This window comes from Aeromonas sp. s10, assembly GCF_040907975.1.
Classification (GTDB): Bacteria; Pseudomonadota; Gammaproteobacteria; order Enterobacterales; family Aeromonadaceae; genus Aeromonas; species Aeromonas caviae.
Genome location: NZ_JBFOCV010000006.1, coordinates 20,039 through 36,505, shown reverse-complemented (window position 1 = coordinate 36,505; position 16,467 = coordinate 20,039). Strand labels below are relative to the sequence as shown.

13 protein-coding genes are annotated in these 16,467 nt (G+C 63.7%); 3 read left to right on the top strand and 10 right to left on the bottom strand.

The genetic code is table 11. From position 1 onward, the window contains the following. Window positions 1-62: 62 nt before the first annotated feature. Window positions 63-602, bottom strand: a complete 540-nt coding sequence (locus AB5Y59_RS00745) for a glycine zipper 2TM domain-containing protein (RefSeq protein WP_010674678.1) — start codon at window positions 600-602, stop codon at window positions 63-65. A gap of 160 nt (window positions 603-762) precedes the next feature. Next, entirely contained in the window at window positions 763-1,560 is a 798-nt protein-coding gene (locus AB5Y59_RS00740; protein WP_368211277.1) for a helix-turn-helix domain-containing protein, read from the bottom strand. A gap of 467 nt (window positions 1,561-2,027) precedes the next feature. On the opposite strand from AB5Y59_RS00740, the gene AB5Y59_RS00735 reads away from it, so the two are divergent. The 3 genes from AB5Y59_RS00735 (at window position 2,028) to AB5Y59_RS00725 (ending at window position 4,926) form a co-directional block, all read left to right on the top strand. Beyond that, complete coding sequence (locus AB5Y59_RS00735) at window positions 2,028-3,650, top strand: acyl-CoA synthetase (RefSeq protein ID WP_368211274.1); 1,623 nt, start codon at window positions 2,028-2,030, stop codon at window positions 3,648-3,650. Between the two features lie 190 nt (window positions 3,651-3,840). Then, window positions 3,841-4,539, top strand: a complete 699-nt coding sequence (locus AB5Y59_RS00730; RefSeq protein ID WP_191967251.1) for a YafY family protein — start codon at window positions 3,841-3,843, stop codon at window positions 4,537-4,539. A gap of 66 nt (window positions 4,540-4,605) precedes the next feature. Further along, on the top strand, window positions 4,606-4,926 hold the full coding sequence (locus AB5Y59_RS00725; RefSeq protein WP_048207631.1) for a hypothetical protein: 321 nt from the start codon (window positions 4,606-4,608) through the stop codon (window positions 4,924-4,926). Window positions 4,927-5,018: 92 nt separating this feature from the next. Here AB5Y59_RS00725 and hisIE read toward each other — a convergent pair whose 3' ends face one another. The 8 genes from hisIE to hisB form a co-directional block, all read right to left on the bottom strand. Then, a complete protein-coding gene (hisIE, locus tag AB5Y59_RS00720; protein ID WP_029314506.1) occupies window positions 5,019-5,654 on the bottom strand; it encodes a bifunctional phosphoribosyl-AMP cyclohydrolase/phosphoribosyl-ATP diphosphatase HisIE in 636 nt (211 codons plus the stop codon). Continuing rightward, entirely contained in the window at window positions 5,647-6,420 is a 774-nt protein-coding gene (gene hisF, locus AB5Y59_RS00715; RefSeq protein ID WP_042881382.1) for an imidazole glycerol phosphate synthase subunit HisF, read from the bottom strand. The genes hisIE and hisF overlap by 8 nt, the downstream gene beginning before the upstream one ends. Before the next feature lie 178 nt (window positions 6,421-6,598). Further along, window positions 6,599-10,570, bottom strand: a complete 3,972-nt coding sequence (locus tag AB5Y59_RS00710) for a PAS domain S-box protein (protein ID WP_368211272.1) — start codon at window positions 10,568-10,570, stop codon at window positions 6,599-6,601. Beyond that, on the bottom strand, window positions 10,567-12,720 hold the full coding sequence (locus AB5Y59_RS00705) for a PAS domain S-box protein (protein ID WP_180907286.1): 2,154 nt from the start codon (window positions 12,718-12,720) through the stop codon (window positions 10,567-10,569). Before AB5Y59_RS00705 ends, AB5Y59_RS00710 begins: the two co-directional genes overlap by 4 nt. Further along, window positions 12,713-13,822 carry a two-component system response regulator gene (locus AB5Y59_RS00700; protein WP_010674688.1) on the bottom strand — a complete coding sequence of 370 codons (1,110 nt, stop codon included), beginning with the start codon at window positions 13,820-13,822 and terminating at the stop codon, window positions 12,713-12,715. The genes AB5Y59_RS00705 and AB5Y59_RS00700 overlap by 8 nt, the downstream gene beginning before the upstream one ends. Window positions 13,823-13,954: 132 nt before the next feature. Then, complete coding sequence (gene hisA / locus AB5Y59_RS00695) at window positions 13,955-14,701, bottom strand: 1-(5-phosphoribosyl)-5-[(5-phosphoribosylamino)methylideneamino]imidazole-4-carboxamide isomerase (protein WP_010674689.1); 747 nt, start codon at window positions 14,699-14,701, stop codon at window positions 13,955-13,957. Window positions 14,702-14,706: 5 nt separating this feature from the next. Beyond that, window positions 14,707-15,330 (bottom strand): imidazole glycerol phosphate synthase subunit HisH, encoded by a 624-nt coding sequence (gene hisH / locus AB5Y59_RS00690; protein ID WP_368211271.1) that lies wholly within the window; start codon window positions 15,328-15,330, stop codon window positions 14,707-14,709. Then, the gene (gene hisB, locus AB5Y59_RS00685; protein WP_368211270.1) at window positions 15,330-16,463 is read right to left on the bottom strand and encodes a bifunctional histidinol-phosphatase/imidazoleglycerol-phosphate dehydratase HisB; all 1,134 of its coding nucleotides are present in this window, start codon (window positions 16,461-16,463) and stop codon (window positions 15,330-15,332) included. Before hisB ends, hisH begins: the two co-directional genes overlap by 1 nt. Window positions 16,464-16,467: the final 4 nt, after the last annotated feature.

Sequence of the window (16,467 nt, the reverse complement as noted above, 5' to 3'; positions counted from 1 at the left end):
AGATGAAAAAGGCCCACCGTCATGGTGGGCCTTCCTCATGGCAGGGCGCTCCTAACGGAGTATCAACCCTGCGCGTTGCTCAGTACCAGCTTGCCATCCTTGACCGGAATGGTGGGGCCGGGTTGCTTCTCCATGCGTACCACCCCTTCCTGGCCGGCGAGGCGGTAGGTGACGTCATAGCCGATGGTGCGGGTGCTGCTCTCCTGCACCGTCTTGCAGCGCTGCTCCGTGGTGGTGTAGGTATCACCCGCCTGCATGTTGCCCTGCACCTGATTCCCGGCATAACCCCCTGCCACGGCACCGGCGGCGGTGGCCACCTTCTTGCCGCTGCCACCGCCAAACTGGTGGCCGACCACGCCGCCCAGGGCTGCGCCAACCACGGTACCCAGGATCTTGTGCTCGTCCTGCACCGGCTTGCGGTGGGTCAGGGTGACGTTGCGGCACTCCTGACGTGGCGTCTTGATGGTCTCGGTCACCGGCTTGCTGGCCAGCACCTCGGCAAACTGGGGCTCTGATGAAAACAGGGATCCGCTGGCGACCGCCGACAATGCCAGCGCAGAGGCCACACCGATCCCGACACCTGCCAACATGGATTTGTTCATCACTCTTCTCCTTGTACTCATACCCGTTGAGGGCTTGGGATCATTCTTGGCATTTTGCGCCGCAGGCTCAAGGCAAGGGCCACGGGATCGCGACAGGGGCTGACTGCGCAAAAAATGACCGCACAAAAATAGCGTCGGCGATTGGCGACAAAGAAGAGACCTATGTGGAGGGATTGAGGTTGACGGGTTGCGGCAACATGGGTTGATAACTGCCCAGTGCGCCCATGTCCAGGATGGTGTAGTCCGCCAGATCCGGCGTGACAGGGTCACGTTTGAGGCTCAGTTTGAGGGTGTCCAGCATGAGCGTCTCCAGCGCAAGGCGGTACTCCATGAACTCGGCTTCGGTCAGCCGAAGCCGGGCGGTGATGAGATAGGCCTGACGATCGCGGGGCGTCAGGTGCTGGACGCGTGCCTGCAACCCTTCGATGACTTGATTCTTGAAGCGCAGGGGAAAGCGGGCCGAGTCCCGAAATGCCACGTGCCGGGGCACCAGCAGACGAAAGCTGAGTCCGCTCTGCAGCGCCACGAGTCCGAGCTGCTCGAGCTCGCGCAGATACAGATAAAGCGAGGGGGCATTGAGCCCGAAGTGCTGGCACAGCGCATCGGGATCCGTGCCCTGTTGCAGGATCTGCAGCAACAGGCTGTAGAGCTCGGGGCGCTGGCAGAAGGCGGCATCCTGCTGCGGCGTGAAGTGGACGACGCTTGCGGCCAACTGCTCTGCCTCCGTCAGGATCTGGGAGAGGGGAACGCCGAGGAGCGTGGCAATCGCCAGCATGCGGTCCAGAGTGAAGGGTTGAGTCTGATTGAGCAGTCGTTTGACACTGGCTTCCGACATGTTCAACTCTCCCGCCAGCGCCTTGTACGAGATGCCGGCGCGCTTGAGGTGGCGCTTGAACAACTGGCACATGGCGTGATCGATGCTGTCTCTGTCCCGAGGGAGGGTCCTCTCTCTATCCATTTGGTATCTCCTGGTGACCATTCATTTGTATTTATGGCCTTGATGTGGTCTTGGCGTGATGCTTTGCTCTCTTTTAGCACAGGAGAGGTAGTCATGTATCGCGATCAGATGAGGGGCGGTGTTCAGTGGATAGACAGGAGTGAGCACAGCCTGTGGGTGAGTGGGGGGCTCAGGGGACTGGCGCTGCCCCCCGTAGTCAACGTACTGGCGTGCCTTCTGGTTTGTCTGATGTTTGTGCTGGCGGCATTGATTTGAGGCTCGTTCATGCTCCCGTGGCAAGGTGGTCGGTGGGGGCATGTGTCATCTCTTCACCACCCTAAGACGTTTCGCTAATACCTGGGCTCGGCCCCCCTTGATACCCTTTCATCTGGTTCCCGCCGGCGTCCTGGCTCCGTATAAGGGCGCAATGCCGGTCGTGGTGAACCGCGAGAGCCACCCCGTTTTGTGCCCCTGTGAGGAAGGATCCGATGACAGAGCAGAACATGTACGACGCCGGCCTTGGCAAGACGCCCGCCAATTTCGAGGCGCTGACCCCCTTGAGCTTTCTGGGGCGGGCAGCCCGGGTCTATCCCGACTATCCGGCGTTGATCCACGGGCCCCTGCGCCAGAGCTGGGCTCAGACCGAACGCCGTTGCCGCCAGCTCGCCTCGGCCCTGCGCCGTCGCGGCATTGGCGAGGGGGACACAGTCTCCATCGTCGCCCCCAATGTGCCGGCCATGTTCGAGGCGCACTTCGGGGTGCCCATGAGCGGCGCCGTGCTCAACACCATCAACACCCGGCTCGATGCGGACGCCATGGCCTTCATCTTTCAGCACGCCCAGAGCAAGGTGGTGCTGGTGGACCGGGAGTTCGGCGCAGTGGTGCGAAAGGCGCTCTCTCTCATTGACAGCCAGCCCCTGGTGCTCGCCATCGACGATCCCCTCTACCGGGAAGGGGAGCTGGTCGGCGAGATCGACTACGAGGAGTTCATCGCCCTGGGGAACGGGGACGAACCCGGCTGGCTGCCGGCGGACGAGTGGCAGGCCATTTCCCTCAACTACACCTCCGGCACCACGGGGAACCCCAAGGGGGTGGTCTATCACCATCGCGGCGCCCACCTCAATGCGGTCAACAATGCCCTCTCCTGGGAGCTGCCCAAGCACCCGGTCTACCTCTGGACCCTGCCGATGTTTCACTGCAACGGCTGGTGCTTCCCCTGGACCCTGGCGGCCACCGCCGGGGTGAGCGTCTGTCTGCGCCACGTGCAGGCGGCGGCCATCTACGGGGCGCTGCGCGAACACAAGGTGAGCCATTTCTGCGCCGCCCCCATCGTGCTCAATATGCTCAACAATGCCGATCCGGCCCTCAAACAGGGACTCGACCACCCCGTCAAGGCGATGACGGCGGGGGCAGCGCCGCCCGCCACCGTGATCGCCGGCATGGAGGCCATGGGGATCGCCGTGACCCATGTCTATGGCCTCACCGAAACCTATGGCCCCTGCGTGGTGTGCGAGCCGCAAAGACGCTGGCAGGGGCAGGATGCCACCACCCTCTCCCGTCTCAAGGCGCGCCAGGGGGTGGCCTCCCCCCTGCAAGGGGAGATGCGGGTCATCAACCCCGTCAGCGGCGATCCGGTCCCCATGGATGGCAAGACCCTGGGAGAGATAGTGCTGCGGGGCAACATCGTCATGAAGGGCTACCTCAAGAACCCGGCGGCGAGCGAAGAGGCGATGGCACAGGGATGGTTTAGAAGCGGGGATCTCGCGGTCTGGCACCCGGACGGCTATGTGGAGATCAAGGACAGATCCAAGGACATCATCATTTCCGGCGGGGAGAACATCTCCAGCCTGGAGGTGGAGGACGTGCTCTATCGCCACCCCGATGTGGAAGAAGCCGCGGTGATCGCCATGCCGGACGAGACCTGGGGGGAGGTGCCCTGCGCCTTCGTCAAGCTCAAGGAGGGGCGCGAGCTCACCCAGGCCGAGCTCATTGCGTTCTGCCGCGAGCAGATGGCCCACTTCAAGGCCCCCAAGCGCATCATCTTCACCCCGCTGCCCAAGACCTCCACCGGCAAGGTGCAAAAATTCATGCTGCGCAAGCAGTTGGCGTGACGGCAAAGGCGCCGCGCCATCAACGGGCCTGCGGGCCCGTTTTGTGTTGCGTGATGCAAAGAAGCAGGGCCTCGCCGGTAGCGGTCGCCAGCCAACAAGACGTGCCTTTCGAGCCCGTCCCGGCTTACCATGGCCGCCATGTCCCGCCAGCCTGAGGATGCCTGTGAGAAAATCGGACCGACTGTTTCAACTGACCAACCTGCTGCGGGCGCATCAACCCCTGACCGCCCGGGAGCTGGCGACGCGCCTGTGCGTGTCGGAGCGCACCATCTACCGCTATATCGACGATCTCTCTTTGGCGGGCATTCCGGTTTACGGGGAAGCCGGGCTGGGCTATCGGCTGAGCGAGGGGTTCGAAATGGCCCCGTTGCAACTGAGTGCGGCCGAGCTGGAGGCCCTCATCACCGGGGTGAACCTGGTGGCGGTGCTGACGGGCAAGGGGATGGCCGATCCTGCCCGCGCCCTGCTCGCCAAGATTGAGGCGGCTCTGCCCGCCAAGGAGGCTCGGGCACCTCGCGTCCCCGTGGTGCGGGTGCCGGACTATTCCACGGCGCACCCTGCATACGCTCGCTGGGACAGGTTGCACGACGCCATCACGGCCGGTTACTGGCTGCACATTGGCTACCGGGATGCCAGCGCCAGCAGGACGGAACGCCAGCTCTTTCCCCTCGGGCTCTTCTACTGGGGCGGATGCTGGACGCTCGGCGCCTGGTGTGCGTTGCGCCGGGCCTACCGGGATTTCAGGGTGGATCGCATCGACACCCTGGCGCCGTGCCGACCGGGAGAAGGGGCACCACCTGGCGCGACCCTGGCCGATTACCTTGCCCTGCGCCAGTCGGACGCGTTTCCCCCTGGGCGCAGTGGCGCCGAAAAGGTCATTCAGGACTGACACAAGGCTGTCAGTAGCCCTTCGTTATGCTGGGTTCTCCAGACCATCCACAACGGAGAAAACGAGATGATCATCAAGGGTGACATGCAACAGGCAGGGGGCGTCGAATTTGCCACCTTCAGGCTCAGGGAAGGGGTGACGGAGGCGGATTTGCTCGCCCTGTCACGGCGGGTCGAGTCCGAGTTTCTTGTCCAGCAATCCGGGCTCATCATGCACTGCCTGCTGCGCGGCGCCGACGGCCTCTATGCGGACGTGGTGATGGCCCCCAGCCAGTCGCTGGTGGAAGCCTACTGCCAGCAGTGGCTGCACAACGACGTGGCAGGGGAGTACCTGACCCTGCTTGACCATCACTCGGTCAACATGAGCTTCTGGACCCGTATCGGCTGAGGGCGGAGCGGGGCCTGCCATCCCCCGGCGAGGGGACAATCATGAAATGAAACGGGCCCATAGGGCCCGTTTTGTTGAACAGAATTCAATAATTACTTGGTGTGGCGCTCATGCAGGCGCTGCACCACATCCTTCAAACCCAAGCCTTCGTTTTGCAGCAAGACGGTCAGGTGGTAGAGCAGGTCAGCGGATTCGTTGATGAGCTCTTCTCTGTCTTTCGCCATGGCGGCCAGGGCCACTTCCACCCCCTCTTCACCCACCTTCTGGGCGATGCGCTTGGTGCCTTTGCCATAGAGGCTGGCGGTGTAGCTGGTGGCGGGATCTGCCCCTTTGCGTGATGCCAGGATCTGTTCGAGCTCGGCCAGGAAGCCGAGCGGCGGCACGGGGTGGCCGTCGAAGCAGGAGGGGTTGCCCAGATGGCAGGTGGGGCCGACCGGGTCGGCGGCAATGAGCAGGGAGTCCTGATCACAGTCGGTGGTGATGGCGACGAGCTTGAGCACATGGCCCGAGCTCTCGCCCTTGGTCCACAGGCGCTGCTTGCTGCGGCTGAAGAAGGTGACCTGGCCGGTGGTCTGGGTCTTTTCCAGCGCCTCGCGGGTCATGAAGCCCTGCATCAGCACTTCGCCGCTGAGGGAATGCTGGACGATGGCGGGGATCATGCCCTCACACTTGGCCCAGTCCAGGCGCTCGGCCAGCGGCAATGCATTGTCTACTGCTTGATTATTCACGGATGGCGACTCCTTCGTTTTTCAGCCAGCGTTTCAATTCGGGAATGGGAATGAGGCCCTTGTGGAACACGGAGGCGGCCAGCGCCCCGTCCACGTCGGCCAGGGTAAAGGCATCGCGAAAGTGCTCCATGGCCCCGGCGCCGCCGGAGGCGATGAGGGGCACCTTGCACACGGCGCGCACCAGCTTGAGCTGCTCAAGGTCGTACCCCTGACGCATGCCGTCCTGGTTCATCACGTTGAGCACTATCTCCCCCGCGCCCCGGCGCTGCACTTCCTGTACCCACTCCAGGGTGGTCCAGGTGGTGGTGCGGGTGCGGCTCTCGTCGCCGGTAAACTGTTTGACCTGATATTGACCGAGGGCGGCATCGAAGTAGGAGTCGATACCCACCACCACGCACTGCACGCCGAAGCGCTCGGCGAGCCGGGTGATCAGGGTGGGATCGGCCAGGGCGGGGGAGTTGATGGAGACCTTGTCGGCACCGAATTCCAGGATCTGGCGGGCATCCTCCACGCTTTTGATGCCGCCGGCGACGCAGAAGGGGATGTCGATGACTTCCGCCACCCGGCTTACCCAGCTCTTGTCCACTACCCGTTCGTCGCTCGAGGCGGTGATGTCATAGAAGACCAGCTCATCGGCGCCCTCGGCGGCGTAGCGGCGGGCGAGGTCGACAATGCCGCCCATCACCTCGTGGTTGCGAAACTGCACGCCCTTGACCACCACGCCATCTTTGACGTCGAGGCAGGGGATAATACGCTTTGACAACATGCTCATTGCTCCATGTAAAGCACGGTTAAAGAAACGTCGTTCTGCCGCCGGCGTTGGCCCGGGCGGCGGACGGGAACACGGTTGGCATGCCTTGAACGGGGGCCCCTGACGGGGGAAACGACAGGCCCGGCAGGTCGTCTCGTCGCCTCTGGGCACCCCACTATATGCATGACTTCATTCAGTGATTCAACCCTTTGTCGCCCTTCACCTGCCCCGGATGGCAGGCTGGCGCCTCGGGGAGGGGAGCCCGATCGTCCGGGTGGGTCTCGTCCGTTGCCATATGCTGGCGCAGGGTGAGCAGGGCGGCATCAAAATCAAACGCCTTCAGTTGCCTGGTCAGGGTGTCGCTGCGAGACCCCAGCATGAGGCGAAGGGGACCGGCATACTGCTCGTAGAGGGGGATCACGGCGGTGTCGCTTTGCACCAGCAGGGCTTCCATCTGGCCCAGCAGTTGCTGGCGCCACTTATCCCCCAGAGGCACCAGATCGGTGGTCGGGGCGGCGAGATCGTCCCCGAGCAGAGCGCAAAGGGCGGCGATCTCTTCATCGATGGATGACATGAGTCCGGTGGGCTCAGTGTTGCCGTCCGCGATGGCCTGCTCCAGGGCCAGGCAGTGGCGCGACAGCTCACGTGCCCCCAGGGTGCTCGCCACGCCGCGCAGGCTGTGGACCATGCGGGTTGCACCGTTGTGCTCCCCGGCCTGCAAGTGGCGGTGCAGCCGGGCCATGTCCTGGCCATGTTCATGGATGAAGTAGCGAAGCAGGGCCAGGTATTTCTCCTGATTGCCGTTGAGGGCCGCCAGCCCCTGGTCGAGATCCAGACCCGGGTGTGCCTGCAGGCGGGCAAGGGGGCCTGTCACGGGATGGCGAGTGCTGTCGTCCGGGGCAAGCTCGGGGACCTTGCCCTGGGGCAACCAGCGCTGCAGGGCTTCAAACAGCTTGGCGGGGGTGACGGGCTTGGCAATGAAATCGTTCATGCCGGCCGATGCGCTCGCCTTTCTGTCCTCCTCGAAGGCGCTGGCGGTGAGCGCCAGGATGGGCAGCCTGTCCATGCCGGGCAGGGCCCGGATGGCGCGGGTGGCGCTGTAGCCATCCATCACCGGCATCTGTATGTCCATCAGGATGAGGTCGAAGGGGTGCTGGCTGACGAGGGCCAGGGCCTCCTGGCCGTTGACGGCCGTCTCGATGACGAGGCCGCTGTGGCACAGGAGCTCGAGCACCACTTCCCGGTTGATGGCGTTGTCTTCCACCAGCAGGATCCGGGCGTGGCGAGGGAAGCTGAAGGCCTGTTGGTTCCCCTGCTCGGACGAGGTCCGGGAAGGGGCGTCCTCCTTTGCCTTGAACAGCCTGGCGGTAAACCAGAAGCAGCTTCCCTGGCCTGGCTCGCTGGTGACTCCGACCTCACCCCCCATCAGGGCGGCGATCCGGCTGGTGATTGCAAGGCCAAGGCCAGTGCCGCCATATCTGCGAGTGGTGGAGACATCCGCCTGTTCGAACGCCTGGAACAGCTTCTCGCGCTGTGCAGGGGTGATGCCGATGCCGGTGTCTTCCACCTCGAAGCGCAGCAGGTAGCCGGTGGTGAGGGGGCGGGCCAGCCTGACGCGCAGGGTGACGGTTCCCTGCTCGGTGAACTTGATGGCGTTGGTCGCATAGTTGAGCAGGGCCTGGCGCAGGCGGGTGATGTCGCCGTGCACCCAGGCGGGGGTATCGCCGATGTCCGTCACTATGGTGAGCCCCTTGGCCCTGGCCTGGTCGTTCATCAGGGCGCGGACGTTGTCCAGCATGGCGGTGAGGGAGAAATCGGTCAGCTCCAGCGTCATCTTGCCCGCATCGATCTTGGAGAGATCCAGGATGTCGTTGAGGATGCTGAGCAGGTGCTGGGCGGCAGTGTCTATCTTGGTCAGCCGTTCGAGGTCGGTGGGATCCCGGGTGTCGCGCTTGAGCAGATAGGTGAGCCCCAGGATGGCATTCATGGGGGTGCGGATCTCGTGGCTCATGTTGGCAAGGAAGGCGCTCTTGGCGTGGTTGGCACTTTCGGCCCGCTGGTGGGCCTGGGCCAGCTGCCGGGTGCGCTCGTTGACCATCTCCTCCAGGTGGTAGCGATACTGGTCCAGCTCCTCGCCGAGCTGCTTCTTCTCGGTGATGTCGGCCTGGACCGTGACGTAGTGGGTGATTTCACCGCTCTCCTGGCGGATCGGCGACACCGTGGCCAGCACCTGGTAGTGGGAGCCATCCTTGCGCTGGTTGATGAATTCGCCATGCCAGCGCTGGCCGTGGTTGATGGCATCCCACAGGGCGACATAGCTGGCATCCGGGGTGAGGCCCGAGCGCAGCAGGGACGGGGTCCGGCCTATCACTTCGTGCTGCTGGTAACCGCTGGCGGCGAGGAAGGCGGGGTTGACGTATTCGATGCGCGCCCGGGTGTCGGTGATGAAGACGCCGTCAGGGCTCTGTTCGAGGGCCAGGGACAACTGGCGCAACTGTTGCTCGGCCAGCTTGCTCTGGGTGATGTCCAGATGGATGCCAAGGAGGCGCACGGGTCGCTGCTGGGCGTCCCGATAGACGCTCCCTTTGCTCACCAGCCAGCGGATGCCGCCATCTGGCAGCAGGATCCTGAACTCCAGCTCGACGGGGGCGCCGCTGACCGCCCGCTCCGCCAGCAACTGCTCGATGCGGGGCCTGTCATCCGGATGCAGGCAGGCCTGCCAGGCTGCCAGCTCGCCGAGCACCTCGGCACTGCGGCCATAGAGGCGGGCGCATTCCGGCGAGAAGAAGAGACGGTTGCTGACCATGTCCCATTCCCAGATGCCGACATGGGCCCCTTCCTGGGCCATCAGCAGGCGCTGCTCGCTCTCGCGCAGGGCGCTGCTGACGGTTTCGGCGCGCACCCGTGCACTGATGGCGTCGTCCATCAGGTTGAGGGCTGCGAGGCGAGCACGGCGCTGGGTATCGAGCGCCATCTGCTGATTGTGTTGCAGGCGCTGCTCCGCGAGCTTGCGCTCCGTGATGTCCTGCACGGTGCCGTAGAGCTCGAGTATGGTGCCATCCCTGTCCCTGAGCGCCGCCCCGCGGGCAATGACCCAGGCGGTCTCCCCCTGCTCCGTGATCACTTCGGCATCGCACTCGTAGGGCTGCCCGTCCATCCTGCAGCGCTCGACGGCCTGGGCCACCGTGTGCCACCCCTCCTGAGTGAAGTATTTTCTGACCTCGGGATAGACGGCGGGGGGGAGGGCCGGATCCCGGCCATAGATGCGATAGATCTCCGGTGACCAGAAGTGGCTGTCATCGGCCACGCGCCAGCGCCAGTTCCCTATCTTGGCGAGACGCTGGGACTCGCGCAGTATGGCTTCGTTGCGGCGCAGCGCCTCCTCGGTCTCCTTGTTCTGCCGGTTGTCCTCGATGATGGAGATGAAGTAGTCGGGATTGCCTTCGGCGTCGCGCACCAGGGCCACCGTCAGAGTGGTCCAGATGATCTCGCCCCCCTTGTGCAGGTAGCGCTTCTCCAGGGTGTAGTGGGGGATAGTTCCCGCCAGCACCCGGGCCACATGGGCCTCATCGAGGTAGAGATCGTCCGGGTGGGTCAACTGCTGGAACGTCATCCCGGTGAGCTCGTCGGCCCGGTAGCCCAGGATGTGGCACAGCCGCTGATTGACACGCAGCCAGTGTCCATCGGGGGAGACCAGGGCGATGCCGACCGCTGCCTGTTCGAAGGTGACCTGGAAGCGGTTCTCGCTCTGCTGCAACTGGTTCTGGGTGTTCATCAGCTCCTGCCAGCGCAGGACCTCTCTGGCCCGGGCGCGATGAAAGGCGGCACTGAGCACGCTGATGAGCAGACCGTTGGCGATGAGCAGGCACCATTGCACCAGATCCTGGCCAGCCTCGACACTCAGTGAATAAATGGGGGGGAGCATGAAATAGCTGGTGACTAGGGCGGTGATCAGAGTGCAGAGCAGACCTGGCAACAAGCCCCCCAACAGGGCGCAAACGATGATGGGCAGCATGAAGAGAACCAGCAGCGGTCGCTCGCCAAAGGCGATGGGCAGCTGGACCCGGATTTGCAACATCAGAACGGGCAGCAGCACGGCCAGCAGGGAGATCCCCCAGCGCTGGGTGGAGGGGCGCACATGCCACAGGGGTGACCAGCTCATCATGGGAGATCCTCCGGTGGCATGGGGGCCTGGGGATAGGGGGGCGGCACTCCGAGCTGACGGGAGAGCCCGTTGATCTGGTGCTTGAGGGCCAGCATGGCGAGCTCCCTGTCTACCATCACCTTGTTGAACCGCTCCAGCTCATGGTTCTGCTGGCGCAGCTCGCTGGCCTGGCGGGTCAGGGCCTGTTCAACCTGCTCCCGTTCGGTGACATCGAGCAGAATGCCGATGATGGCGGGCTGGCCGAGGTAGTCGACGCGCCGCCCGTACAGCTCGACCTCCAGGGATTCCCCGTGCTGATGCAGGGCACTGAAGCGGGTGTGGATATCGCGCGCGTCCTGCTCGCACGCGTGCACCAGCTCGGCGACCCTGGTGCTGTCCTTGGGAGCGGCAAGGGCGTGTAACTGGCCAACGGCGATCAGCGCCCCCGGGGTGTCATAGCCAAACAGTCGGGCAAAACAGGGGTTGATGTAGCAGAGCCGACCCTGCTGGATGATGTAGATCCCGGCAAGGGATTGCTCCACCAGGGCACGGAACAGCCCCTCGCGCTCTCGCAAGTCGGCCTCGGCCCGTTTGAAGTCCGTGATGTCCCGAGAGATGCCGAAGATCCCGATCACCTGCCCCTCGCTGTCTTGCAAGGGGCCTTTGGTTGCGAGAAACACATGCTCGCCATCGGGCAGGGTCAGGTACTCCTCCTCGGTCTGCACCCGGTTGCGCTCTATGACCTGGCGCCCGGATGCCATCAGCATCTGCGCCTGCTGCGGCGGGAAGAGCGTCAGATCATCCTGGCCCAGCACCTCGTCAACCGGCTTGCCGACAAACTGGCTGGCGGCCCGGTTGAAGAGGATGTATCTGCCCTCCTTGTTCTTGGCGAAGATGGCGTCTTCCGAGCTGTCGGCGATGGCGGAGAGCAGTTGCAACGCCTCCAGCCGCTGGGACTGGGAATGCTGAAGCTGCTCGGCCATCTGCAGCCGGGTGTGCTGGCGCAGCAGGATGATGCCGGCGTTGGTGACAAAGAGCACCAGCAGGCCGATGAGACCGATCCAGACGCTCTCCTTGAAGGTGGCCTGGTAGAGTTCCGCCTTGTCGATCTTGGCCAGCAGGTACCAGTCCGTGTTCATGACCGGATAGACAACCCCGAAGACCTCGCTGCCCCGGTAATCCTGGCCATAGAGTACCTGGGGCATGCCGCGTTCGGCGAGCCGCAAATACTGGGCAGCCAGCAGGGTGGGGTGGGTGACGGGATAGTGCAGGGTGAGAGCCGGTTCCGGGCGATAGCGCAGGCTACTCAGATAGTGGACCTGATCCCCCTGCTGGCGAAACAGAATGGCTTCTCCGCTGCTGTCTGGGACGGGCCAGGACCCCAGGATCTGATCGAGCCAGCGATTTGCGCTTATCTGCATCACCAGCACGGGGGCAGGTCCTGCAGCAACCTCCAGATTGACCAGAAAGTCCAGCCTGGCGTGACCGCGATCATCGAGATAGGGACCAAGACGCATGACTTTGCCCTGCTCGAGCCGTGGCAGGGCGTCACGCAACGTGGCATTCATGGTGTCGCCACCCGGGGTATGCCACAGGGGCTGTCCGGCAGGATTGAACACGGCCGCACCGTGAAATCCGCGTACCGAGATGAATTCGAGCAGCCTTGCCAGTGGTGGCGTGATCGCTTCGGGTGAGGATGGTGCTTGTCCGGGACGATAGAAATCAGTACTGCCCAGACCCTTTATGAGCTGGTGAATATCCTGCTCGTGGGTTCCGAGCCACTCGGTAACGCGCTGGCTCTTGAGATCCGCGATGGCTTCGAGACGAGCCACCTCCTTGTTGCGTGCCAGTTCGATGTTGCGGGCGATGGCCATGGCGGTCAGGGCCAGAATGAGCCCGTTGAGCAACAGGAAGGGGATCCATTGACGCCGCGTAAAGACAGGTGTGCTGCCGGTGGTGTCAATGCGACGACGCAGCATGGCATAAAGCATGAGGGCCGTGATGAGGATGAAGAGCCAGCCCTTGATGGTGCTTGCCATGGCGAACTGGGCAGGGGTGCTGAACAGCCACTCCACCGCCTTGTCGGAGAGCAGGATCCACAGGCTTGCCACGGCGGCATAGGTGAGCACGACGTTGAGCACATGTGCCCGGGTCAGGGGAGCCTCAGCCATCCACGGCCTCGCTGCCATCCTGGTAGCGTTCGGCAATGGTGACGAACGCGTCGAAATGGCGATCGAAGGCGGTCACGACATCGGGATCGAAATGGTGGCCACTGCCGGAGAGGATGAGGGCGCGAGCCTCGTCGTAGCTCATGGCCGGCTTGTAGACCCTGGCGCAGATGAGGGCGTCAAACACGTCTGCCAGCGCCATCAGGCGGGCCGAGAGGGGTATGGCGTCCCCTTGCAAGCCGTCCGGGTAGCCGCTGCCATCCCACTTCTCGTGGTGCCAGTGGGCGATCTCCTTGGCCAGGGTGAGGAAGGCCAGGGGCTGCTCCATGTCCTGTTCGGCCTCCTCGATGGCATCGCTGCCGAGCTTGGCGTGGGTGCGCATGATCTGCCATTCCTCCGGGGTCAGCTTGCCCGGCTTGAGCAGGATGTGGTCGGGAATGCCCACCTTGCCGATATCATGAAGCGGTGCGGAGCGGCTCAGCAGGTCGATGTAACCCGGGGTCAGGGTATCGGCGAAACGGGGGTGATCAGCCAGGGCGCTGGCCAGCAGACGTACGTAGCCCTGGGTGCGCAGGATATGGTTGCCGGTTTCGGGGTCGCGGATCTCCGCCAGATGGGCGAGTGCGCGGATGGAGACCTGCTGGATCAGGTCGTTTTCCGCCATTCGCCGCGCGACCTCGGCTTCCAGCGCCGCATTCTGGTTTTGCAGGCCGTCACGGGCCTGCTTGGCCTCCAGCTGGGTACGTACCCGGGCCTGAACGACCACCGGCTTGATGGGCTTGGTGATGTAATCGGCGGCGCCGAGGGAGAGGCCGAACTCCTCGCTCTGGGGGTCGGCGAGGGCGGTGAGCAGAACGACGGGAATACGGCTGCTGATCGGGGACTGACGCAATTGCCTGAGCACTTCATAACCATCCATGCCGGGCATCATCACATCCAGCAGGATGAGGTCAGGCTTTGGATCCGCGCTGACGATGCGCAGGCATTTTTCCCCGCTCTGCGCAGCCAGCACGCGGTAATGAGGCGAAAGCAATTCGGTCAGTACCATCAGATTTTCGGGTGAGTCGTCGACGATCAGGATGGTGGCGTTGTGAGGTGTCAACATATGTCTTCCATGACGCTATCCCTGTGAGGTCGAGTATAGAGCCAATTGCTGCCAAATCATAAGGTTCGCCCCCATCGGGGAGAAAGAGGCCTGCCCGGATGGGCAGGCTGTCTGATGCCGGAAAGGGGCGCGTCACGCAGCGCGGCCGTCACCCCAGCAGCGAATGGCTTCTGCCACGTCAAACTTGCCCTCCAGCAGGGCACGGCCGAGGATGATCCCCTTGACGCCGGTTCCCTTGAGCGCCTCGATATCCGCCAGACCGCCGATACCGCCGGAGGCCTGGAAGCCGACGCTCGGGTAGCGGGCACAGAGATCCCGGTAGAGTTCGACGTTGGTGCCCGCCAGGGTACCGTCACGGCTGATGTCGGTGCAGAGCACGTGTCTGAGTCCGGCGGGGAGGAAGCGCTCGATCAGCGCCTCGATGGAGATGCCGCTGTTCTCCTGCCAGCCAGCTACTGCGATGTGGCGGTTGCCCTGTTCATCGATGTTGACATCCAGCGCCAGCACGATGCGCTCGGGGCCATATTTCTCCATCCAGCTGGCCACCAGATCCGGGGATTTGACGGCGGTGGAGCCGATCACCACCCGGCTGGCGCCGGCCGCCAGCAAGTCGGCCACGTCCTGTTCGCTGCGCACGCCGCCGCCGACCTGCACCGGTGCCTCGGTGGCGGACAGCAGCTGGGCGATGAGGGCCAACTGGCGTGCCTTGGCATCCTTGGCGCCGTCCAGATCCACCAGGTGCAGCTGCGCCGCCCCCTGGCTGACATAGTCATCGAAGCGGGCCTGCGGGTTGTCGCTGTAGGCGGTTTTCTGGCCGTAGTCGCCCTGGTAGAGGCGCACGACCTGACCGTTGATAAGGTCGATTGCGGGAATAATCATGCCTGTCATAGCTCCAGAAAGTTTTGCAGTAGGCGGGCACCGGCCTGGCCGGATCGCTCCGGGTGGAATTGGGCGCCAAAGAAGTTGTCCCGCCCGACGATGGCGGTAAAGGGCAGGCCGTAGTCGCAGGTCGCCAGGGTCGCGTCGGTCACCTCCAGCGCATAGGAGTGGACAAAGTAGAAGTAGCTGCCGCTGGGAATGCCTTTGAGTAGCGGGTGGGTCTCGTCGTGTTCAATCTGGTTCCAGCCCATGTGGGGCAGGCGCAGGTTGCCCACCTCCATCAGGCGGATCCTGCCAGGCACGATGCCGAGGCAGTCGATGAGCGCTCCTTCGCTGCCATCGGCGCTCATGTTCTCTTCCGAGGCCTGTGCCAGCATCTGCATGCCGAGGCAAAAACCGAGCAGCGGCTGCTTGGCGGCGCGAATGAGGGGCACCAGTTCCCGCTCATTGAGGTTCTTCATGGCGGCGATGGCGGTGCCGACGCCGGGCAGGATCAGTTTGTCCGCCTGCTCGATGTCGGTGGCCTTGCAGCTCACCCTGGGCTGCACGCCGAGGCGCTCGAACGCCATGCGCACCGAGGCGAGGTTGGCGCAGCCGGTGTCGATGATGACCAGGTTCTGTTTCCCCATCACAGCACCCCCTTGCTGGAGGGAAGCTCGCTCCCTTCCACGCGAATGGCCTGGCGCAGGGCGCGGCCAAAGCCTTTGAACAGCGCCTCCACCTGATGGTGGGTGTTGCCGCTGCCCACCTTCATCTGCAAGGTGATGGCCATGGCGTCAGAGAGGGAGCGGAAGAAGTGGGGCACCATCTCGGTGGCCATCTCTCCCACGCTGTCGCGACCAAAGCCGCTCGGGCAGTCGAACACGAAGTAGGGACGGCCGCTCAGATCCAGCGCAGTGGCCACGTCCAGCTCGGTCAGCGAGGTGCTGTCAGCCTCCTGGCGGGGACGCCCGTCGATCACCGCCTGCACCTCGTCCATCGCCAGCACGAAGCCGAAGCGGCCGATGCCGCGCTTGTTGCCAAGGGCCTGGCGCAGGGCTTGACCCAGTGCCAATCCCACATCTTCCACCGTGTGGTGATCGTCGATGTGCAGATCGCCGCTCACTTTGAGCTTGAGGCGAAAGCCCGCGTGGGTCGCTATCTGATCCAGCATGTGATCGAAGAAGCCGATGCCGGTGGCGATCTGGTTGCCACCGCTCTTGTCGAGATCCACCGCCACCTGGATGCGGGTCTCCTTGGTGTAGCGCTCCACCTCGGCCACGCGCCCCTTGGAGAGCAGCTGATCACAAATGGCAGTCCAGCCGTGATCTTGCGGGTGGTAGCGTATGCCGCGGATGCCCATGTTCTCGGCAAGCTGGATGTCGGTCTGTCTGTCGCCAATCACGAAGGAGTTGGCAAAGTCGATGCGGCCCGAGGCGAGATACTCCTTCACCAGCCCAAGGTGAGGCTTGCGGCAACTGCAACCGTCGGTGGGGAAGTGGGGGCAGATCAGCACTTGTTCCCAGGTAACACCCTGGGATTCGAAGAGGTGCATCATCAGGTCGTGAGGCGGCTGGAAGTTTTCAAGGGGCAGGCTGGCGGTGCCGAGCCCATCCTGGTTGGTCACCATCACCAGCACGTAGCCGGCGGCCTGGAGCTCACGCAGCACAGGTATCACCATGGGCTCGAAGCGCAGCTTCGCAAGGCTGTCCACCTGCTTGTCGGTGACCGGCTCCTCGATCAGGGTGCCGTCACGGTCGATAAACAAAAACGGGGTTTTCATCGCT

Excerpts from the sequence above, each read along its gene's own strand:
- AB5Y59_RS00725 (WP_048207631.1), top strand. The coding sequence starts at position 4,606 with ATGATCATCAAGGGTGACATGCAACAGGCAGGGGGCGTCGAATTTGCC.
- hisH (WP_368211271.1), bottom strand. The coding sequence starts at position 15,330 with ATGGGGAAACAGAACCTGGTCATCATCGACACCGGCTGCGCCAACCTC.
- AB5Y59_RS00705 (WP_180907286.1), bottom strand. The coding sequence starts at position 12,720 with ATGGCTGAGGCTCCCCTGACCCGGGCACATGTGCTCAACGTCGTGCTC.
- hisF (WP_042881382.1), bottom strand. The coding sequence starts at position 6,420 with ATGTTGTCAAAGCGTATTATCCCCTGCCTCGACGTCAAAGATGGCGTG.
- hisA (WP_010674689.1), bottom strand. The coding sequence starts at position 14,701 with ATGATTATTCCCGCAATCGACCTTATCAACGGTCAGGTCGTGCGCCTC.
- AB5Y59_RS00740 (WP_368211277.1), bottom strand. The coding sequence starts at position 1,560 with ATGGATAGAGAGAGGACCCTCCCTCGGGACAGAGACAGCATCGATCAC.
- AB5Y59_RS00710 (WP_368211272.1), bottom strand. The coding sequence starts at position 10,570 with ATGATGAGCTGGTCACCCCTGTGGCATGTGCGCCCCTCCACCCAGCGC.
- hisB (WP_368211270.1), bottom strand. The coding sequence starts at position 16,463 with ATGAAAACCCCGTTTTTGTTTATCGACCGTGACGGCACCCTGATCGAG.
- AB5Y59_RS00735 (WP_368211274.1), top strand. The coding sequence starts at position 2,028 with ATGACAGAGCAGAACATGTACGACGCCGGCCTTGGCAAGACGCCCGCC.
- AB5Y59_RS00745 (WP_010674678.1), bottom strand. The coding sequence starts at position 602 with ATGAACAAATCCATGTTGGCAGGTGTCGGGATCGGTGTGGCCTCTGCG.
- AB5Y59_RS00700 (WP_010674688.1), bottom strand. The coding sequence starts at position 13,822 with ATGTTGACACCTCACAACGCCACCATCCTGATCGTCGACGACTCACCC.